Raw genomic sequence first — 20,350 nt, forward strand, 5'->3', positions numbered from 1 at the left:
TTGGCTTTACCCAAGGGTTCCACCCAAGCCCCGGGGCACAGGCCCTGCGTATATTTGTTGGGACATGTCTGCTGCGACCCGTCCCCATGTCGAACTTTGAGCGTGCCCATCAGCCCGCAGGGGGGAAGCGTCCATGACGCCGCCGCCCGGCCCCCAGGCTGCCCCGGACCCTGCGCCGGGCTGGCTGGTGCCCGGCGCCCTGGTGCTGCGGCTGATGCTGGTGGCTGCGCTGGCGGTGGCGCTGTCGGGGGCAGTGGCCGCCTGGCTGGTCACACGGGCCTCCGGACAAGAGGCCATGCGCCGGGTGGTGAGCCAGCAGACCGACGAGGTCGAGGTGGTGGCCCGGTTGCTGGCCAGCAAGATCGAACAAAGCCAGAAGGTGCTGCGCACGGTGGCTGCTGGCATCACGCCGGCCGTGCTGGAGTCGCCCTCGTCGCTGGAATGGCTGCTGCAGCAGGGGCTGCCTGCGGTGCAGTTTTTCGACACCATGCAGGTCGCCCGCGACAACGGCGAACTGCGCCTCAATTTGCGCGCCGGCCAGATCGAAAAGGCGGCGGACCTGGACCCTGCCGAGCGCGACGCCCTGCGCCGCACCCTGGTCGATGGCAAACCCCTGGTGTCCGAGCTGATCGCCGGGCGCCGGGGCGAGGCGCGCGTCATGTTCACCATGCCACTGCACCGCGATGACGGCACCGTAATGGGGGTGGTGGCGGGTGCTTTGCGCCTGCAATCCCAAAGCCTGCTGCCACCGTCGATGACGCTGCCCGCGCGCGACGACTCGCAGCTCATCGTCTTCACCCGCGACGGCACCATCCTGTCGCACTCCGACCCCGCCCGCGTGCTGGGCCAGGTGCGTGACGAGGCGGGCCTGGCCCCCGTGTACACCCGCTGGCAGAGCCAGGCCCAGCCGGTGGTCGGGCGGGGCATGACCCATGTGCAGGCCGACCACATCGTGAGCATGGCGGGCATGCCGCTGCCGCAGTGGATCGTGGCGCGCGTGAGCCAGTCGCAGGCGCTGCTGGCACCGCTGCGCGGCGCCCAGCGCGAAGCCTGGTGGCTGGCGGTGGCCAGCATGGTGCTGTGCATGTTGCTGGCCGTGGCGCTGATGGGCTGGATGGCCCAGCCACTGGCGCAGCTGACCTTCAAGGCGCGCCAGCTGCTCCGGACCAGCACGCGCCAGCAGCCCGCACAAGCGGTGGACTGGCCCCGCGCGGGCGGCGAGGTGGGTGAGCTGGTGCGGGTGTTCCAGGGCCTGGTGCAGCAGGGCAGCCTGCAGCAGTCGCGCAAGGACACGGTGGTCGGCCAGTTCCAGGCCGTGCTGGACAGCGCCCCCGTGGGCATCGTCATCACGCGCCACGGCATGCTGGAGGTGGCGAGCCACCAGGCCTGCGTGATGCTGGGCTACACCGCGCAAGAGCTGCAGGGCCGCCCCGCGCGCATCCTGTACGCCAGCGACGCCGACTATGCCCAGGTGGGCGACCGCGTGCGGGCCGAAGTGGCTGCGCATGGTGCGTTCGATGGCGACATCTGCTTTATGCGCAAGGACGGCAGCCCCGTGTGGGCCCGCGTGCAGGGCCGGGGCGTGCGCCCCGAGGAGGTGCACGGTGGCACCGTGTGGATTCTGGAAGACATCACCGCCGCGCGCGAGGCCCAGGTGCAGCAGTCCTGGGGCCGCGCGCACGATGCGCTGACGCAGCTCTACAACCGCGCCGCGTTCGACGAGCGACTGGGCCAGCTGATGGCCGAGCGGTCGGCCCGCCAGCGCGCGGTCGTGCCCGCTGCCGACGAGGAGGGTGGCGAGACCCAGGGCGACGGCGTGGTGCTGTTCCTCGACCTGGACCATTTCACCGTGGTCAACGACATTGCGGGCCATGACGCGGGTGACGATGTGCTGCGCCATGTGGCCCGGCTGCTGGAGTCCCATGTGCGCCAGATTGGCTGGGCGGCGCGCCTGGGTGGCGATGAGTTTGCGGTGGTGTTGCCCGGCTGTGCGCTGGCACGCGGCCAGGCCGTGGCCGAGCAGTTGCGCGCGGCGGTGCATGCGTGGGAGCCGTCGTACCAGGGGCGCAGTTTTACGCTGGGGGTGAGTATTGGGCTGGTGGTGCTCGATGCCAGTCTGCAGGATGTGCCGTCGGTTTTGTATGCGGCGGACATGGCTTGTTATGACGCGAAGCGGGCGGGGCGCAACCGGGTGGAGACGCGGCATGCGAGGGATGCGTCGGTCACTTCTTCGGGGCGGATGGCTTTGGGGCCTGTTTGAGGGGTTTTTGGCTGGATGCGCTAGTGGGATATGCGGTGGTTGCTATTGATTTTGTAGTGTTGGTTTTTGTGTGCTGATTGAACCGCATGCCTTGGTTGAGGGCGGAGGCCGGGAGTCGCCCGGCGTGCGAGTAACTTTCTTTTGCTTCGCCAAAAGAAAGTCACCAAAGAAAAGGCGACCCCCAGTCTGCGACCCCTTCGCGGAGCAAAGGGGCAAACCTGCGTCGTGTCGGTTGCGGGGTGCGCCGAGGAACTCACTGCGCTGCGATGCAGCTTCGTTCAGACATCCACGGCGAGTTAGTTAACGAGGCATGGGCGCTCCGACGCCCATGCTCACCCCGCAACCGCCCCGCCACAGGCGAAGCCAGCAGGGGGTGGGCAGCCGAACATCCAAACAACCTAACAGCCGGACATCCATTCGGGCCATTGCTGCGCTCGGCCTCGTTTTGCTGGCGCAAGCGCCACGCGCTGCGCAAGCTGGGCCGAGCGAAGCAAAGGCCCGTGTGGATGTTTGGTCCCTCTTGCCCCTCTGGATGCGCCGAGGAGCGCAGGGTTTGGCGGATCAGGGCTCGCGATTGTCTGAGCGAAGTGAAACGGAGCGAGTTCGAGCGAGACCCCGCCAAACCCGAGCACCACAGGTTGCCCCGGAGCGAAGCGCAGGGGACGCAGACAGTGGGGTCGCCCTTTCTTTGGTTCCTTTCTTTCGGCGACGCGAAAGAAAGGGACTCGCCTGCCGGGCGACTCCCGGCCTCCGCCCTTGAAAAAGGCATGCGGCCCAATCAGCCACCCCACCAAACACTACAAAATCAATAGCTACCAGCGCATATCCCTTCACAGCCAGCAGCCAAAAAAATCACTCTCCCAACCGCCCCAACGCCCTGAGCACATTCTCCGCAGTCGCCGGCGCTGTCAGCACCACCGGCGCCGCCGCATCCACCCCGCTACGCCCCGCCGCCACCGCATTGCGCAGCGCCTCATACACACTGATCGCCAGCATGAACGGCGGCTCTCCCACCGCCTTGCTACCACCCACGTTGTCCTCCCGATTCGCCTCGGGCCACAGGTGGACGTTGAAGTGCTCCGGAATATCGCCCGTGGCCGGGATCTTGTAGGTGCTCGGCGCGTGAGTGGCCAGATAACCCTTGTCGTTCCACACCAGTTGCTCGGTCGTCAGCCAGCCCATGCCCTGCACAAACCCGCCCTCGATCTGACCGATGTCGATGGCCGGGTTGATGCTGTGACCCACGTCGTGCAGGATGTCCACCTTCAGCACGCGGCTCTCGCCGGTGAGGGTGTCGATGGCCACCTCGGTGCAGGCGGCGCCGTAGGCAAAGTAATAGAACGGCCGGCCCGTGAGGGTCGTCTTGTCGTAGTGGATCTTGGGCGTGCGGTAAAAGCCGTCGCTCCACAGCTGGATGCGGTTGGCGTACGCGGCCTGCACCACCTCTTCAAAACTGCGCACCGTCTTGGGCGAGATCACCTGGCCGCCCGCAAACCGGATCGCGCCTGCGCCGCAGCCGTCCAGGCCGCACACGAATGAGGCCAGGTTGTCGCGCACGTTGCGCGCAGCGTACTGGGCGGCGCGGCCGTTCAGGTCGGTGCCGCTGCTGGCGGCGGTGGCGCTGGCGTTGGGCACCTTGCTGGTGTCGCTGGCCGTCACCAGCACGCGGTGCAGCGGCACGCCCAGCTCGTCGGCCACGATCTGCGCCACCTTGGTGTGCAGGCCCTGGCCCATTTCGGTGCCGCCGTGGTTCACCTGCACGCTGCCGTCGGTGTACACATGCACCAGCGCGCCGGCCTGGTTGAACAGCGTGGCGGTGAAGCTGATGCCGAACTTGACGGGCGTGATGGCCAGGCCGCGCTTGATGACCGCATTGCGCGCGTTCCAGTCCGCAATTGCGGCCTGCCGCTGGCGGTAGTGCGAGGTCTGCTCCAGCGTGGGCAGCAGCTCGTGCAGGATGTTGTCTTCCACCGCCATCTGGTAGTGGGTCACATGGCGGCCGCTGCTCGCGTCCTTGCCATACAGGTTGGCCAGGCGTACATCCTGAGCGTCCACACCGAGTGCCCGGGCGATGTCACCCAGGATGGCCTCGATCACGATCACACCCTGCGGGCCGCCAAATCCGCGGAAGGCGGTGTGGCTCTGCGTGTTCGTCTTGCAGCGGTACGACGCGATCTCGACATCGCTCAGGTAATACGCGTTGTCGGCGTGGAACACCGCGCGGTCGGCCACGGGGCCCGACAGGTCGGCGCTGAAGCCGCAGTTGGCGGCCATCTGCAGCTTCAGGCCCGTGATGCGGCCGGTGCCGTTAAAGCCCACGTCGTACTCGTACGCAAACGGGTGGCGCTTGCCGGTGACCATGAAGTCCTGGTCCCGGTCCAGCCGCAGCTTGATGGGGCGGCCCAGCTTGTTGGCGGCCACGGCGGCCCACACGGCCAGGTGCCCGGCCTGCGTCTCCTTGCCGCCAAAGCCGCCGCCCATGCGGCGGCATTCCACCTTGACCGCGTGGTTGTCGATGCCCAGCGCGTGCGCCACCCAGTGCTGCACCTCACCGGGGTGCTGCGTGCTGGAGTAGATCCACCACTGCTTTTGCTCCAGTGGCATGGCGTAGGCGATCTGGCCCTCCAGGTAGAAATGTTCCTGGCCGCCGACTTCAAACGCTCCCTGCATGCGGTGCGCCGATTGCGCGAGGCCCGTGGTCGCATCGCCCCGGCGCACAAACACCGGCGGCAGCACATAGCTTTGTGCCTTCAGTGCGTCCTGAACCGTCAGCACGGCGGGCAGGGGGGTGATGTCGAGCTTCACGGCCCGCACCGCGCGGCGCGCCTGCATGACCGAGTCGGCCACCACCAGGCCGATCACCTGGCCGACAAACTGCACGCTGTCCAGTGCGAATACGGGCTCGTCGTGTCCGAACGCGGCGAGGATCTTGTCGCCCGGCACGTCGGCTGCCAGCACCACACCACGCACGCCGGGCAGGGCCAGTGCGGCGGTGGCATCCACACTGTTCAGGGTGCCGTGGGCCACGGTCGAGAGGATGGGCGCGGCATACAGCGTGCCCTTCACCTCCGGCAGGTCGTCGATGTAGTGCGCGGCGCCCGCCACCTGGGCGCGGGCGCTTTCGTGGATGTGCGACTGGCCCATGGCGGCGCGGGCGGGTGCGGGCAGGGCGGTTTCGGCGATGGTGTGGGGGGCGTTCATACGGCGGCCTCCAGTGTCAAAGTGTCCAGGCTGACCGAGGGCTGGCCCTGGGTCTCCAGCCAGTAGCGCTGCAGCAGGCTGCCCAGCACCTGGCGGCGGTAGGCGCCACTGGCGCGCATGTCGGAGATGGGGCTGAACTCGGCCTGCAGCACCGCAGCGGCGCGCTGCGCGGTGGCCTCGGTCCAGGGCTGGCCGGTCAGTGCTGCCTCGGTCTGCCGCGCGCGGGCCGGTGTGGCGGCCACGCCGCCTGCGCCAATGCTGGCGCGTTGCACCGTGCCGTCCGCGATGTCGAGGTTGAGCACCAGGCACACGGCAGAAATATCGTCGTCAAAGCGTTTCGAAATCTTGTAGGCGCGCAGCTGTTCTTGCGCCGAGGGGCGGGGCACCACAATGCGCACCAGCAGCTCGTCTGCGGCCATCACGTTCTGCCGGTAGCCGGTGTACAGGTCTTCCAGCGGCAGCTGGCGCTCGCCCCGGGCCTGGCTGGCCAGCACCACCTGGGCGCGCAGCGCGATCAGCAGGGGCATGGAGTCGCCAATGGGCGAGCCGTTGGCCACGTTGCCGCCCAGCGTGCCCGAGTTGCGCACCGGCAGCCCCGCAAACCGCGTGGCAAAGCGGTGCAGCTGCGGCCACTGCGCAGTGAGGGCCGCAAACGCGTCGGTCAGCGTGACCGCCGCGCCGATGTGGATGGCGTCAGGGTGTTGCACCACCTGCCGCAGCTCGGCCGCGCGGGTCACGTCCAGCACCTGGGCGTACTGCTTGTGCTGCTTGGTCACCCACAGCCCCACGTCGGTACAGCCCGCCACCACCTGGGCACCCGGGTGGGCGGCGCGTGCTGCAAGCAGCTCTGGGAGGGTGGAGGGCGCGATATAGGCCGAATCGGCTGCATGCGCAAGTGCATCATGCCTCAGCAGCTTCAATTTTTGTAGCACTTCGGATTCATTGACCGCCATGCCGGGCAGCGACGCCATCTGCTGGGCGGCATCGAGGATGGGGCGGTAGCCGGTGCAGCGGCACAGGTTGCCCGAGAGTTCTTCTTGCGCCAGTGCGCGGGTGATGGGCTCACCGTGGCAGACATGGTTTTGGTACATGCCGAAGAGGCTCATCACGAAGCCTGGCGTGCAGAAACCGCACTGCGAACCGTGGCACTGGACCATCGCCTCCTGTGCCGGATGGAGCGTGATGGTTTGCTGTGCAGCGGGCGCTGTGTCGTCCACGGGCTGGATCAGCGGATCTTCCGCCAGGTCTTCCACGGTCCACAGTGCCATGCCGTCCACCGAATGGGCCAGGCGGATGCAGCTGTTCACGGCGCTGTAGTGCAGCTGGCCGTTGCGTTCTTCGCCCAGCACCACGGTGCAGGCGCCGCAGTCGCCTTCGCCGCAGCCTTCCTTGGTGCCGGTGCAGCCCAGGTCTTCGCGCAGCACCTCCAGCAGGGTGCGGTCGGGTGGTACATTGCCCAGCGCCACGGGCTGGCCTCGGCGCAGGAATTGCAAGGGTCTTGTTGTCATGACAAACGCCACTTCGATCTTGGATGGAAAGGTTCAGCAGAGGGTAGAACGCAGTACCGTTACCGGCATATGCGCAAGCTTATGGCACCCATGCCCACACCGCTATGAGAGACCACGCCCTTTTCGACAAGATAGACCTCCATCTCATAAGGGTCTTGCACACCGTGCTCACAGAACGCAGCGTATCGAGGGCCGCCGTCCGCCTGGGCATGCACCAGCCGGCGGTGTCGGCTGCGCTCAAAAGGCTGCGCGACCTCTCGGGCGACCCGCTGCTGGTGCGCTCCGGCGCCAGCATGATGCCCACCGATGCCGCGCTGCGCATGGTGGAGCCCGCCGGGGCCATCCTGCGTGCGGCGGAGGCCCTGTTTTCGGATGCGCGTGGGTTTGACCCGCGCACGGCCACCCGCACCTTCCGCGTGGCGGCCAGCGACTACCTCGACCCGCTGTTCCTGCCACAGCTCGTGGCCCGCATCAAGGTTGAGGCCCCTTTGTGCCCCATCGAGATCCTGCCCCTGTCGGCCGACGCGCACTACCACGCGCACCTGGCCCAGGGCGATGTGGACGTGGTGATCGGCAACTGGCCCCAGCCGCCCGACGACCTGCACATGGGACGCCTGTTTGGTGACGAGGTGGTGTGCCTGGTCGGCAAGGACCACCCTGCCGTGCGGCGCGGCTGGGATGTGGAGAGCTGGCTGGCCGCCGAACACATCGCGCCCACGCCCACCCACCCCGGCGCGCGGGGCGTGATCGACGCCCACCTGGACAGCCTGGGCATGCAGCGCCACATCACGGCGCGCTGCGCGCATTTCAGCCTCATCCCCAGCATCGTGGCATCGAGCTTGCTTGTGCTGACCACCGGCCGTCAGTACTGCGAGCGGTATGTGGACCAGCTGCCACTGGCCATCCTGCCGTGCCCGGTGCCGTTTCCCCGGCTCATGTACTACCAGCTGTGGCATGCCCGCACGCGCCACTCGGCCGCCGCGGCCTGGCTGCGAGATTGCGTGAAAACCGTGGCTGCTTCGCTACGAAAAGAATAGCTGCTTGGGCATACTGAACAAGCGCCATGAGGTATTTTCATTCTTATAACAAGTTGTAAAACTGAGAGACAATCCCCGCATGAGTTCTCCCCCCAATCCTTCAGCGCCTGGTGCGGCGCCGCCACGGCTGCAGCTGGTGGGCATCACCAAGCGCTACCCGGCCGTAGTGGCCAACAGCGGCGTGTCGCTCACGGTGCTGCCGGGTGAAATCCACGCCGTGCTGGGCGAAAACGGCGCGGGCAAGTCCACGCTGATGAAAATCATCTACGGCTCGGTTAAGCCCGACGAAGGCAGCGTGTTCTTCAACGGCCAGGCCGTGCAGGTGCGCAACCCGCAAGAAGCGCGGGCCCTCGGCATTGCCATGGTGTTCCAGCATTTCAGCCTGTTCGACACCCTCACGGTGGCCGAGAACGTGTGGCTGGGCCTGGACAAGAGCCTGACGCTGGCCGAAGTGACCGGCCGCATCACCGCCAAGGCCGCCGAATACGGCCTTGACATCGACCCCCTGCGCCCCGTGCACACGCTGAGCGTGGGCGAGATGCAGCGCGTGGAAATCATCCGCGCGCTGCTCACCAACCCCAAGGTGCTGATCCTGGACGAGCCCACTTCGGTGCTCACGCCCCAGGCGGTCGAAAAGCTCTTTGTGGTGCTGCGCAAGCTGGCCAGCGAGGGCTGCAGCATCCTCTACATCAGCCACAAGCTGCACGAAATCCGCGCGCTGTGCACCGCCTGCACCGTGCTGCGCGGCGGCAAGGTGACGGGCGTGTGCAACCCGGCCGAGGAATCCAATGCCTCCCTGTCGCGCCTGATGATTGGCGCCGAGCCGCCCGCGCTGGAGCACCGCGCGGTGCAGACCGGCGCCACGGTGCTGCGCGTGCAGGGCCTGTCGCTGCCGCGCGCCGACCAGTTTGGGGTGGATTTGATCGACCTGCAGTTCGAGGTGAAAGCGGGCGAGGTGGTGGGCATTGCCGGGGTGTCGGGCAACGGGCAAAAAGAATTGCTCTATGCGCTGTCGGGCGAAGACCAGCGGGCTGACGCGGCCAGCATCCAGGTGGCGGGCCAGAACGCGGGCCGCATGGGCCCGGGCCAGCGCCGTGCGCTGGGCCTGCATTTTGTGCCCGAAGAGCGCCTGGGCCGGGGCGCCGTGCCCACCATGGGGCTGGCGCACAACCTGCTGCTCACCCGCACCAATTCGGTCGGCGGCAGTGGCTGGATCAAGGTGGGCGCGCTGCAAAAGCATGCTGAGGACATCATCCGGCGCTTCAATGTGAAGGCGGGTGGACCCAACGCAGCGGCCAAGTCGCTGTCGGGTGGCAACCTGCAGAAGTTCATCGTGGGGCGCGAGATTGACGCCAACCCCAAGCTGCTCATCGTTTCGCAGCCCACCTGGGGCGTGGATGTGGGCGCCGCCGCACAGATCCGGGGCTCCATCCTGGCCCTGCGTGACGCAGGCTGCGCCGTGCTGGTGGTCAGTGAGGAGCTGGACGAATTGTTTGAAATCTGCGACCGGCTGCATGTGGTGGCCAAGGGGCACATGTCGCCCTCGGTGCCGCGCGCCGAGGCCACGGTGGAACGCATCGGTGAATGGATGAGCGGGCTGTGGCATGCCGATGTCCAAGCGCACCTCGCACAACAGGCCAAGGCAGCGGAGGTGCAGCATGCTTAAGCTGGAACCACGCCCCCAGGCTTCCAAGCTCTGGACCTATGGCTCGCCGCTGCTGGCGCTGGCCGTCACGGTGCTGATTGGTGTGGCCTTGTTCATTGCGCTGGGCAAAGACCCGGTGCGCGGGCTGCAGGTGTTCTTCTGGGAGCCCATCAAGACGCAGTACGCCATTGGCGAACTCATGGTCAAGGCCACGCCACTGTTGCTGATTGCGCTGGGGCTGGCCGTGTGTTTCCGCTCGAACGTGTGGAACATCGGCGCCGAAGGCCAGTTTGTGATCGGCGCCGTGGTGGCGGGCGGCGTGGCGCTGATGGCAGACAAGACGACCGGCCCCTGGATCGTGCCCGCCATCCTGCTCGCCGGGGTGCTGGGCGGCATGGCCTGGGCAGGGCTCACGGCGCTGCTGCGTGACAAGTTCAACGCCAACGAAATCCTGGTGAGCCTGATGCTCGTCTATGTGGCCACGCTGGTGCTGGGCTACCTGGTCTATGGCCCGTGGAAGGACCCGATGGGCTACAACTTTCCGCAGACCAAGACCTTTGAAAAGGTCACGCAGATCCCGCGCCTGATGCAGGGCTCGCGCGTGTCCATCGGCCTGCTGCTGGCGCTGGCTGGTGCCGGGGCGCTGTGGGTGTTTTTGTTCCGCACCCGGGCGGGCTTTGCCCAGCAGGTGGGCGGCTTGGCACCGGCAGCGGCGCGCTATGCGGGCTTTTCGTCGCGCCGCGCGCTGTGGACGGCATTGCTGATTTCGGGTGGTGCCGCCGGTTTGGCGGGTGCGCTGGAGGTGGCCGGGCCCATCGGCCAGCTCACGCCCTATGTGCCGGCAGGCTATGGTTTTGCGGCCATCATCGTGGCCTTTGTGGGGCGGCTGCACCCTGTGGGCATGATTCTCTCGGCCATCCTCATGAGCATGTTCTACATCGGCGGTGAACTGGCGCAGTCGCGCCTGGGCCTGCCCAAGTCGCTCACCGGCGTGTTCCAGGGACTGCTGCTGTTCACGCTGCTGGCCTGCGACACATTGATTGCCTACCGCATCCGCTGGGTGGGTAGCAGAAAGGTGGTGGCCTGATGGAATCCTACGCACTCCTCATCGGCGCCACACTCAGTGCGGGCACCGTGCTGGCCATTGCGGCCCTGGGCCTGCTCATCAACGAGAAGGCGGGCATCGTCAACCTGGGCGCCGAGGGCATGATGCTCTGCGCCGCCATTGCCGGGTTTGCCACGGTGGTGCACACCGGCAACACCTGGCTGGGCTTTGCTGCAGGCATGGCGGCCGGTGCCGTGCTGGCCGCCATCTTTGGCGTGCTGGTGATCTGGCTCAACACCAACCAGTACGCCACGGGCTTGGCGCTCAGCCTCTTCGGTGTGGGCTTTTCGGCGTTTGCGGGCATCAGCTACGTGCAGGCCAAGCTGCCCGAGTTGCCCAAGTACGCGATCCCGGTGCTGGGCGATGTGCCGCTGCTGGGCCCCGCGCTGTTCCGTCAGCATCCGCTGGTGTATCTCACCATGGTGCTGGTGGCGGGGTTGATCTGGTTCCTGTACCGCTCGCGCGCCGGGCTCGTGCTGCGCTCGGTGGGCGAGTCGCCCGAGTCGGCGCATGCATTGGGCTACCCGGTGCGGCGCATCCGGCTGGCGGCCGTGGTGGTGGGCGGTGCCCTGTGCGGGCTGGCCGGGGCCTACATCTCCACCGTCTACACGCCGCTGTGGGTCGAGGGTATGGTGGCTGGGCGCGGCTGGATCGCGCTGGCACTCACCACCTTTGCCACCTGGCGCCCGGCACGGGTGTTGCTTGGTGCTTATCTGTTTGGTGGCGTGACCATGCTGCAGTTCCATTTGCAGGCCACGGGCGTGCAGGTGGCCAGCCAGTTGCTGAGCATGCTGCCGTATGTGGCCACCATCGTGGTGCTGGCGTTGATCTCGCGCAATCCGACCTGGATTCGCATCAACATGCCGGCATCGCTGGGCAAACCGTTTTATCCGGGCTCGTGATAGGGATTGTGCACGCGAAAATCTGGTTACCCTGCGGTAGATCGCACCATAATTGATAGTTTCGTCCCCCAACCTTTGCAAGTCTTACTTCTTCGATAAGGAAACCGACATGACTGATCTGCAGAAACGCTCCATGCTCAAGGTGGCAGCGCTCTCCGCTGTGGCCGCTGCCGCCCTCGTGGGTTGTGGCAAGAAGGAAGAACCGGCACCGGCCCCCGCGCCTGCTCCGGCCCCTGCCGCAGAAGCACCGGCCCCCAAGCCCGAGCCACTGAAGATCGCGTTTGCCTATGTCGGCCCTGTGGGCGACGGCGGCTGGTCGTTTGCACACGACAACGGTCGCAAGGCCATCGAGAAGGAATTCGGCGACAAGGTCGTGACGAGCTTTGTGGAAAGCGTGCCCGAGTCCGCTGACGCCGAGCGCGTACTGCGCGACCTGGCCGGCCAGGGCAACAAGCTGATCTTCGGCACCACCTTCGGCTACATGGAGTCCATGCTCAAGGTGGCGGAAGACAACAAGGGCGTGAAGTTCGAGCACGCCACCGGCTACAAGACGGCCGAGAACCTGCGCACTTACGACAGCCGCACCTACGAAGGCGCGTACATGGCCGGCATCATCGCTGGCGCCATGACCAAGTCCAACACGCTGGGCGTGGTGGGCTCGGTGCCGATTCCTGAGGTGATCCGCAACATCAACAGCTTCACGCTGGGTGCGCAGTCGGTCAACCCCAAGATCAAGACCAAGGTGGTGTGGGTGAACGAATGGTTCAGCCCACCCAAGGAAACCGAAGCGGCAACCAGCCTGATCAACGGCGGCGCTGACATCCTGTTCCAGAACACTGACTCTCCCGCCGTACTCAAGACTGCTCAAGAGAAGGGCAAGCGCGCCTTCGGCTGGGACAGCGACATGACTGCCTATGGTCCCAAGGCCCACCTGGCATCGGCTGTCATCAACTGGGGCCCGTACTACGTCAAGGCTACCAAGGACGTGCTGGACGGCACCTGGGCTTCGGGCCAAAGCTGGTGGGGCGTGAAGGAAGGCGCGATCGACATCGTCTCCATCGCTGAAGACGTGCCTGCCGAAACCAAGGCCAAGGTGGAAGAAGTGAAGAAGGGCCTGGCCGACGGCAGCTTCAGCATCTGGAAGGGCCCCATCATGGGTCAGGACGGCAAGCCCGTGCTGGAAAAGGACGCTGTGGCCGACGACAAGTTCCTGGGCGGCATCAACTTCTACGTCAAGGGCGTGGAAGGCAAGATCCCCGGCGGCGACAAGAAGTAATTCGCACCGCGTGCGTCAGCAGCTCTTGCGGGCTGCTGTGACAAAGGGCCGCCCTGGGGTGGCCCTTTTGTTTTGCAGGGGCCTTTTGCGGTCCGTGGCTTTTTGAGGAGCAAGGACGATGGTGGAATCAACGTTGTGGCACCCCGTGGCCCTGTCAGAGGCCGTGGCTGCGCAGGCACCGCTGGCCGTGCAATTGCTGGAACAACCCGTGGTGTTGTGGCGCGACAGCGGAGGCGCTGTGCACGCGCTGGCCGACCAGTGCCCGCACCGGGGCGCCCGCCTGTCGCTGGGCCGCGTCACGCCCCAGGGCCAGTTGGAGTGCCCCTACCATGGCTGGCAGTTTGCGGCCGGCGGGCAGTGCACGCATGTGCCCGCACTGCCCAGCTTTGTGCCTCCGGCCACCCACTGCGCTAGGCACTTTGAGACGCAGGAGGCTTATGGCATGGTCTGGGTTCGCATCGCACCGGGTGAGCAGGGGCTGCCTGTGTTTGCGGCGGAAGGGGACGCCCGCCTGCGCAAGCTCAACTGCGGTCCTTACGATGTGGCGGCCAGCGCGACGCGCATCATCGAAAATTTTCTGGACATGTCGCATTTCGGCTTTGTGCACGAAGGCTGGCTGGGCAGCCGCGAAGCGACGGCCATCGACGACTACCGCGTGGAGCCCACGCCCACGGGCGTGCTGGCCACGGGCTGCAAGGCCTGGCAACCGCAATCCAACCTGCATTCAACGGCGGCTGCCCAGGTCGAATACACCTACGAAGTCACTGCGCCCTATGCAGCCGTGCTGACCAAGGTGCCCGAGGCTGGCACCACGGCGGTGGATGGCTGGCGTGAATCCATTGCGCTGTTCATCTGCCCGGTGACGCCGGTGCGCAGCCGAGTGTGGTTCCGGCTGGCTGTGGCGGATTTTGATTCGCCGGACGAGAAGCTGCAGGCCTTCCAGCACACCATCTTCACGCAGGACCAGCCCGTGCTGGAGTCGCAGATGCCACAGTGCCTGCCACTCGACCTGCGCGCGGAGTTGCATACCGCCGCCGACAAGGCATCATCTGCTTACCGCCGCTTTCTGCGCCAGAGTGGCATCACCTTTGGAGTCTGCTGATGTTCAAGATCCCCCCCATCTCCGCCGAGCGCCTGCCCAGCCTGCTGCGTGCCATGCCCAAGGCCGAGCTGCACATCCACATCGAGGGCTCGCTGGAGCCTGAGCTGATCTTTGCGCTGGCGCAGCGCAACGGGCTGACGCTGCCCTATGCCAGTGTGGACGCCTTGCGCAGCGCCTATGCGTTCACCAACCTGCAGAGCTTTCTGGACATCTACTACGCGGGCGCCAGCGTGCTGCTGCATGAGCAGGACTTCTACGACATGGCGCGCGCCTACCTGAGCCGCGCGGCGCGCGACAACGTGCTGCACGCCGAACTCTTCTTCGACCCGCAGACCCATACCGCGCGCGGCGTGCCCATGGAGACCGTCATCAACGGCCTGCACCGCGCCTGCGAGGACGCCCGCGCCGAACTGGGCATCAGCGCCACGCTGATTTTGTGTTTCCTGCGCCACCTTAGCGAGGAGTCGGCGTTTGAGACGCTGGAGCAGGCCATGCCGCTGCTCGACAAGATCGTGGGCGTGGGGCTCGATTCCAGCGAGCTGGGCCATCCACCCGAGAAGTTTGCCCGCGTCTTTGCCCGCTGCCGCGAACTGGGCCTGCACCTGGTCGCCCATGCGGGGGAGGAGGGACCTCCCGCCTACATCTGGAGCGCGCTCGATGTGCTCAAGGTCGAGCGCATCGACCACGGCGTGCAGGCCGTGCACGACGCGGCGCTGATGCAGCGCCTGGCGCAAGACCGCATTGCGCTCACGGTGTGCCCGCTGTCCAACCAGAAGCTGTGTGTGTTCCCCAATCTGGCAGACCACAACCTCGGCAAGCTGCTCGATGCCGGGCTGGCTGCCACGGTCAATTCAGACGACCCGGCCTACTTTGGCGGCTACATCAACGAGAACTTCACCCAGGTGTTTGCGGCCACGGGCCTCACGGCCAAGCATGCCTACCAGTTGGCGTTCAACAGCTTTGAAGCCAGCTTTGCAGGCAACGCCGACAAGCGGGTGTGGGAGCACAAGCTCAAGGAGGCGTTTGAGCGGTGTGTGGAGCACGATTACTGAGCTGGGCGCAGCCCGCACGGATGGGCTGTCGCCTGTGCGGCAGGGGGCTGATTTGGGTAAACCCTTAAAATAGTAAGCATTCGTTCGAATTGCGTCCGGCCCAGGCCCACGGGGTGATCCACCACCATGGCCCTTACCCTGCGCCCCTTGAGACCTTGAACAGTTTCTTTGCGGAGTGCACGGGTGCCGTGTTGCCCCCCTTTTTTGGAGCCTTCCATGTTTCTCAGTCAAATTTCCATTGGCAAGCGCCTCACGCTGGTGCTCGGCCTGATCCTGGCGTTGTTTTTTGCCAGCAGCGTGGTGGCTGTGGTCAAGCTCAGCCAGCTGGGCCGAGAGATCGACGCCATGGTCAACGACAACATCAAGACCGAACGTGCTGGCTCGGACTGGCTGCGCCACACCACGTCCGGCGTACAGCGCGCTGCAGCCATCGCCAAGAGCAGTGACGCCAGCCTGATCCCCTACTTTGCGCCTGCCACGGCGGCGTCGATCCGCGAAACCAATGAGCTGCAGAAGTTCATCGAGTCCAAGATGGACACGCCGGAGAAGAAGCAGCTTTTTGCCAAGGTGGGTGACCTGCGCAAGGACTATTTGGCGGCCCGCGAGGAGGTGAGCAAGTTCAAGCAGGCGGGCGATGCCGAGAACGCCAACAAGGTGTTCACCGAGCGTTTTGAGCCCACCTCCCGCAGTTATCTGGCAGGCGTGCAGCAGATGGTGGACGGCCAGCGCGCCGAGCTGGATGCCGCCGGCAAGCGCAGCGAAGAGCTGCGCGCGCAGACCACACTGCTGCTGCAAATCTGCACCGGCGTGTCGCTGCTGCTGGGCGCCTTGCTGGCCTGGCTGCTGACCACCAGCATCACGCGCCCGCTGCGCCAGGCTGAGGCCATTGCCGAGACCATCGCCAACATGGACCTGACGGGGGCTCCCCAGGCGAGCTACGCCAACGATGAAACCGGCCACCTGCTGCGCGCGCTGGATGCCATGCGCAGTGCGCTGCACCGTTCGCTGCAGCAAGTGCGGGGCGTGGTGGACAGCATCTCCACAGCCAGTACCCAGATCGCGATTGGCAACCAAGACCTGAGCGCACGCACCGAGCAGACGGCCAGCAGCCTGCAGGAGACCGCCAGCTCCATGGAAGAGCTGACCAGCACGGTGCGCCAGAGCGCCGATTCGGCCGTGCAGGCCAACCAGTTGGCCGTGTCGGCGGCGCAGGTGGCCCAGCGCGGGGGTGATGTGGTGGCCCAGGTGGTGACCACCATGGACGAGATCAACACCAGCAGCAAGAAGATCGCCGACATCATCGGCACCATCGACGGCATTGCGTTCCAGACCAACATCCTGGCGCTGAACGCGGCCGTGGAAGCCGCCCGTGCAGGTGAGCAGGGCCGTGGCTTTGCCGTGGTGGCGAGCGAAGTGCGCTCGCTGGCCCAGCGCTCGGCCCAGGCGGCCAAGGAAATCAAGATGCTGATCGGCGTGTCCGTGGAAAAGGTCGAGTCGGGTGCTGCGCTGGTGCAGAACGCCGGCACCACCATGGGCGAGATCGTGAGCTCCGTGCGCCGCGTGACCGACATCATTGGCGAGATCAGCGCAGCCGCTTCGGAGCAGAGCCAGGGCATTGGCCAGGTGAACGTGGCCGTGACCCAGCTGGACCAGATGACCCAGCAAAATGCAGCCCTGGTGGAAGAGTCCACCGCCGCCGCCGAAAGCCTGAAAGACCAGGCTTCGCGCCTGGCCGAAGTGGTGGGCGCCTTCCGCCTGGGCGCAGGCCCACAGGCGCTGCGTCTGAATTGAAATGCATGGCGGGGCTCCGTGCGCTGCTGCAGCGCACGCCCACACTTGAATCCTGTTTTTTTTAACCCGGCAGTCTTTGCAACACCGCTCCATGTAGTTTTCGCACAGTCTGACCGTCCCGGTGGCACCGTCGTCCTGCGGTGCTTCCGTTCCATTCCATCAGGGCCATGTAGAGGAACACCATGTACAAAAACCTCGCAGCCACGCTCGTGGCCGCCTGTTTTTTCTCCCCCGCTTTTTCCCAGACCACGCCCGCCAAAGGCAGTGTGACGGAGCCGGTCAAAGCCGGTTTTGTCTATGTCTCACCGATCACCGAGGCAGGCTGGACGCGCCAGCACGACGAAGGCCGTAAGGCCGTCGAGGCCGCGCTGGGCAACCAGGTGAAGACCACGTTTGTCGAGAACGTGGCTGAAGGGGCCGACGCCGAGCGGGTGATCCGCGACCTGGCCGCCACCGGCCACCAGATCATTTTCACGCCCAGCTTTGGCTACATGGAGCCCACAATCAAGGTGGCGCAGGACTATCCGCAGGTGAAGTTCGAGTCCATCACCGGCTACAAGACCACCCCCAATGTGGCTGCCGCCAATGCGCGCTATTACGAGGGGCGCTATCTCGCGGGCATTGCGGCGGGCCGTATGAGCAAGACCGGCGTGGCCGGGTTCGTGGCCGGGTTTCCCATTCCGGAAGTGCTGCAGGGCATCAACGCCTTCACGCTGGGCATGCGCTCGGTCAACCCCCAGGCCACCGTCAAGGTGGTGTGGCTCAACGTGTGGTTCGACCCGCCCAAGGAGCGCGACGCCGCCATGGCGCTGTTCAACCAGGATGTGGACGTGATCGCTTTCCATACGGGCTCCACCGCCGTGATGGCGGCTGCGCAAGAGCGCGGCAAGATGGCCGTGGCCTACCACTCCGACATGCGCAAGACCGGGCCCGATGCCCAGATCGTGGCCGTGACGCACCAGTGGGGCGCCTACTACACCGAGCGCGTGCGCGCTGTGCAAAACGGCACCTGGAAAAGTGCCAACCTGTGGGGCGGCGTGCGCGAGGGCATGATCCGCGTGGGCGACTTTGGTACCCGGGTGCCAGCGGCCGTCCAGCAAGAGGTGCTCAATGCGCAAAAGGCCGTGGGCGCGGGCAAGCTGCAGCCCTTCCGCGCGGGCAAGGCGCCGGTGCGCGACAACGAGGGGCAGGAGCGCATTGCCGCAGGCCAGGCGCTGTCGGATGCACAAATCTTGCAGATGAACTGGCTGGTGGAGGGCGTGGTGGGCAAGGTGTCCCGCTGATCCTGCAAGGCATATCGCCCATCGTCGTCACTGATCGGTGCTCCCTGAACCCCATAGCCTCTATGGGGTGCTGCATATACAAACGGCGCCCCCTGCCGCTAAGCTTGCCGCCATGCCTGTTTACCGTTCCGCCCTTTTGCGTTTTGCCGATGACGGCCGCGCCCTCTATGACGAAGATGGCCTGCTGGCCATTGGCCCGGATGCCCAGGGCCGCCAGCGGGTGCTGGCAGCCGGTGCCTGGCAGACCCTCGCACCCCAGTTCGCCGGAGAGCCGGTGGTGCATTTGCCAGGGCGCATTCTGGCCCCGGGGTTTGTGGACATGCACATCCACTTTCCGCAGACGGACGTGATCGGCTCGCCCGCCGATGGCCTGCTGCCCTGGCTGGAGAACTACACCTTTCCCCACGAGTCGCGGTTTGTAGACCCTGGCTACAGCGCCCAGGTGGCCGAATTTTTTGTGGCCGAGCTGCTGCGTAACGGTGTGACCACAGCCCTGGCGTTTTCGACGTCTCATCCCGCGTCGGTGGACGCCTTGTTTGCCGAGGCGCAACGCCAGCAGATGCGCCTCATCACCGGCAAGGTGCTGCAGGACCGCCACTCGCCCGACGGCGTGCGCGACGACACCGAGCAGAGCTTGATCGACTCCGAGGCGCTCATCCGGCGCTGGCACGGCGTGGACCGGCTCGGCTACGCCATCACCCCCCGCTTTGCGCCCACCAGCACGCATGAGCAATTGCGTGGGGCGGGCGAGCTGGCTGCGCGCTACCCCGATGTGTGGATTCAATCCCACGTGGCCGAAAACCGCGACGAAATCCGTTGGGCGCGCGAACTGTTCCCCGCCGCACGCAGCTACCTGGGCGTGTACGACGACTTTGGCCTGATGCGCGAGCGTGCGGTGTATGCCCACTGCATCCACTTCGACGACGACGACCGGGCGCTGATGCGCGACACCGGCGCGGTGGCTGCGGTCAGCCCCACCAGCAATCTTTTTCTGGGCAGCGGGTTCTTCGACTACGCGGGGGCCGACCGGGTGGGCTTCGGCTACGGCCTGGCCAGCGATGTGGGCGGGGGCACCAGCTTCAGCCCGTTCCACACCATGCTGGCCGCGTACTACGTGGGGCGGGAGGGGCAGACCAAACAGGGCCTGAGCCTGTCGCCCCAGCAACTGTGGTGGCAACACACGGCTGGGGCCGCCAAGGCGCTGGGCCTTGCGGGCGTGGTGGGCAATCTGCAGCCGGGCTGCGAGGCCGATTTTGTGGTGCTGAACCCCGAAGCCACTCCGCTTTTGGCGCGCAAGACGCGCCAGGCGCGCAACCTGGATGAGCTTTTGTTTGCGCTGATCGTGCTCGGTGACGACCGCGTGGTGCAGGAAACGGTGATTTCTCAAGCAAAATACGGCTCCAGCGCTTGATATTCATGCGCTACCAGCTACGTATTTAATAGCGCCCGGCAGACCACCACTGTGCGGGCCACAGCGCAGGGAGTTCTGCTATGAGCATCAAGAGCGACAAATGGATCCGCCGCATGGCGGCCGAGCACGGCATGATCGAGCCCTTCGAGCCCGGTCAGGTGCGTGAGGTCGAGGGCCGCAAGATCATCAGCTACGGCACCAGCAGCTACGGCTACGACATCCGCTGTGCGCCCGAATTCAAGGTGTTCACCAACATCCACAGCACCGTGGTGGACCCGAAGAACTTCGACGAAAAGAGCTTTGTCGATTTCGAAGGCGACAGCTGCATCATCCCTCCCAACAGCTTTGCGCTGGCCCGCACGGTCGAATACTTCCGCATCCCGCGCAACGTGCTCACCATCTGCCTGGGCAAAAGCACCTACGCGCGCTGCGGCATCATCGTCAACGTGACCCCGTTCGAGCCCGAGTGGGAAGGGTATGTGACGCTGGAGTTCAGCAACACCACGCCGTTGCCCGCACGCATCTATGCCGGCGAAGGCTGCGCCCAGGTGCTGTTCTTCGAAAGCGACAAGGACGACGTCTGCGAGGTCAGCTATCGTGACCGGGGCGGGAAGTACCAGGGCCAGGTGGGCGTGACGCTGCCCAAGGCCTGACGGCCTCGGCGGCGCGCTGGGTACCCGCCCTGTGGCCAGGGGCGGTGTCCTACAAGCGCCATGCGCCTTGGCTGAAATGCAAGCATCGGTAAGTTTTTTAGCATCGGTGACATGCCTCCCGGGA

General features: G+C 65.8%; 14 protein-coding genes. 12 read left to right on the forward strand and 2 right to left on the reverse strand.

All coding sequences use genetic code 11. The features are described from left to right. Positions 1-133 precede the first annotated feature (133 nt). The gene (locus ACT531_RS07815; RefSeq protein ID WP_476017055.1) at positions 134-2,260 is read left to right on the forward strand and encodes a sensor domain-containing diguanylate cyclase; all 2,127 of its coding nucleotides are present in this window, start codon (positions 134-136) and stop codon (positions 2,258-2,260) included. Positions 2,261-3,112: 852 nt separating this feature from the next. Here the strand turns inward: ACT531_RS07815 and xdhB are convergent. Further along, positions 3,113-5,461, reverse strand: a complete 2,349-nt coding sequence (gene xdhB / locus ACT531_RS07820; RefSeq protein WP_476017056.1) for a xanthine dehydrogenase molybdopterin binding subunit — start codon at positions 5,459-5,461, stop codon at positions 3,113-3,115. Beyond that, positions 5,458-6,969 carry a xanthine dehydrogenase small subunit gene (gene xdhA / locus ACT531_RS07825; protein ID WP_476017057.1) on the reverse strand — a complete coding sequence of 504 codons (1,512 nt, stop codon included), beginning with the start codon at positions 6,967-6,969 and terminating at the stop codon, positions 5,458-5,460. Before xdhA ends, xdhB begins: the two co-directional genes overlap by 4 nt. A 104-nt stretch (positions 6,970-7,073) precedes the next feature. On the opposite strand from xdhA, the gene ACT531_RS07830 reads away from it, so the two are divergent. The 11 genes from ACT531_RS07830 to dcd all read left to right on the forward strand — a co-directional run bounded on the left by ACT531_RS07830 (position 7,074) and on the right by dcd (position 20,226). After that, positions 7,074-8,006: a LysR family transcriptional regulator gene (locus tag ACT531_RS07830; protein ID WP_476017058.1), complete on the forward strand. Its 933-nt coding sequence runs from the start codon at positions 7,074-7,076 to the stop codon at positions 8,004-8,006. Between the two features lie 79 nt (positions 8,007-8,085). Then, complete coding sequence (locus ACT531_RS07835) at positions 8,086-9,672, forward strand: ABC transporter ATP-binding protein (RefSeq protein WP_476017059.1); 1,587 nt, start codon at positions 8,086-8,088, stop codon at positions 9,670-9,672. Beyond that, a complete protein-coding gene (locus ACT531_RS07840) occupies positions 9,665-10,738 on the forward strand; it encodes an ABC transporter permease (RefSeq protein ID WP_476017060.1) in 1,074 nt (357 codons plus the stop codon). Before ACT531_RS07835 ends, ACT531_RS07840 begins: the two co-directional genes overlap by 8 nt. Continuing rightward, positions 10,738-11,658: an ABC transporter permease gene (locus ACT531_RS07845; RefSeq protein ID WP_015012884.1), complete on the forward strand. Its 921-nt coding sequence runs from the start codon at positions 10,738-10,740 to the stop codon at positions 11,656-11,658. The genes ACT531_RS07840 and ACT531_RS07845 overlap by 1 nt, the downstream gene beginning before the upstream one ends. Before the next feature lie 109 nt (positions 11,659-11,767). Next, positions 11,768-12,934 (forward strand): BMP family ABC transporter substrate-binding protein, encoded by a 1,167-nt coding sequence (locus tag ACT531_RS07850; protein ID WP_015012885.1) that lies wholly within the window; start codon positions 11,768-11,770, stop codon positions 12,932-12,934. A gap of 118 nt (positions 12,935-13,052) precedes the next feature. Next, positions 13,053-14,036, forward strand: a complete 984-nt coding sequence (locus tag ACT531_RS07855) for an aromatic ring-hydroxylating dioxygenase subunit alpha (RefSeq protein ID WP_476017061.1) — start codon at positions 13,053-13,055, stop codon at positions 14,034-14,036. After that, a complete protein-coding gene (locus ACT531_RS07860) occupies positions 14,036-15,088 on the forward strand; it encodes an adenosine deaminase (protein WP_476017062.1) in 1,053 nt (350 codons plus the stop codon). Before ACT531_RS07855 ends, ACT531_RS07860 begins: the two co-directional genes overlap by 1 nt. A 216-nt stretch (positions 15,089-15,304) precedes the next feature. Next, a complete protein-coding gene (locus ACT531_RS07865; protein WP_476017063.1) occupies positions 15,305-16,879 on the forward strand; it encodes a methyl-accepting chemotaxis protein in 1,575 nt (524 codons plus the stop codon). A 182-nt stretch (positions 16,880-17,061) separates the two neighbouring features. Continuing rightward, positions 17,062-18,162, forward strand: coding sequence for a BMP family ABC transporter substrate-binding protein (locus ACT531_RS07870; protein WP_476017064.1), 1,101 nt, complete (start codon positions 17,062-17,064; stop codon positions 18,160-18,162). Positions 18,163-18,274: 112 nt separating this feature from the next. After that, positions 18,275-19,573: a guanine deaminase gene (guaD, locus tag ACT531_RS07875; protein WP_476017065.1), complete on the forward strand. Its 1,299-nt coding sequence runs from the start codon at positions 18,275-18,277 to the stop codon at positions 19,571-19,573. Positions 19,574-19,653: 80 nt separating this feature from the next. After that, entirely contained in the window at positions 19,654-20,226 is a 573-nt protein-coding gene (gene dcd, locus ACT531_RS07880) for a dCTP deaminase (protein WP_015012892.1), read from the forward strand. The last annotated feature ends 124 nt before the right edge of the window (positions 20,227-20,350 follow it).

The organism is Acidovorax sp. DMC1, from assembly GCF_056314325.1.

What these genes read in the sequence shown, in the direction of transcription:
- xdhB (WP_476017056.1), bottom strand. Translation starts at nt 5,461, where the DNA reads ATGAACGCCCCCCACACCATCGCCGAAACCGCCCTGCCCGCACCCGCC.
- ACT531_RS07840 (WP_476017060.1), top strand. Translation starts at nt 9,665, where the DNA reads ATGCTTAAGCTGGAACCACGCCCCCAGGCTTCCAAGCTCTGGACCTAT.
- ACT531_RS07860 (WP_476017062.1), top strand. Translation starts at nt 14,036, where the DNA reads ATGTTCAAGATCCCCCCCATCTCCGCCGAGCGCCTGCCCAGCCTGCTG.
- ACT531_RS07870 (WP_476017064.1), top strand. Translation starts at nt 17,062, where the DNA reads ATGTACAAAAACCTCGCAGCCACGCTCGTGGCCGCCTGTTTTTTCTCC.
- ACT531_RS07865 (WP_476017063.1), top strand. Translation starts at nt 15,305, where the DNA reads ATGTTTCTCAGTCAAATTTCCATTGGCAAGCGCCTCACGCTGGTGCTC.
- xdhA (WP_476017057.1), bottom strand. Translation starts at nt 6,969, where the DNA reads ATGACAACAAGACCCTTGCAATTCCTGCGCCGAGGCCAGCCCGTGGCG.
- ACT531_RS07830 (WP_476017058.1), top strand. Translation starts at nt 7,074, where the DNA reads ATGAGAGACCACGCCCTTTTCGACAAGATAGACCTCCATCTCATAAGG.
- ACT531_RS07855 (WP_476017061.1), top strand. Translation starts at nt 13,053, where the DNA reads ATGGTGGAATCAACGTTGTGGCACCCCGTGGCCCTGTCAGAGGCCGTG.
- ACT531_RS07845 (WP_015012884.1), top strand. Translation starts at nt 10,738, where the DNA reads ATGGAATCCTACGCACTCCTCATCGGCGCCACACTCAGTGCGGGCACC.
- dcd (WP_015012892.1), top strand. Translation starts at nt 19,654, where the DNA reads ATGAGCATCAAGAGCGACAAATGGATCCGCCGCATGGCGGCCGAGCAC.
- ACT531_RS07835 (WP_476017059.1), top strand. Translation starts at nt 8,086, where the DNA reads ATGAGTTCTCCCCCCAATCCTTCAGCGCCTGGTGCGGCGCCGCCACGG.
- ACT531_RS07815 (WP_476017055.1), top strand. Translation starts at nt 134, where the DNA reads ATGACGCCGCCGCCCGGCCCCCAGGCTGCCCCGGACCCTGCGCCGGGC.
- guaD (WP_476017065.1), top strand. Translation starts at nt 18,275, where the DNA reads ATGCCTGTTTACCGTTCCGCCCTTTTGCGTTTTGCCGATGACGGCCGC.
- ACT531_RS07850 (WP_015012885.1), top strand. Translation starts at nt 11,768, where the DNA reads ATGACTGATCTGCAGAAACGCTCCATGCTCAAGGTGGCAGCGCTCTCC.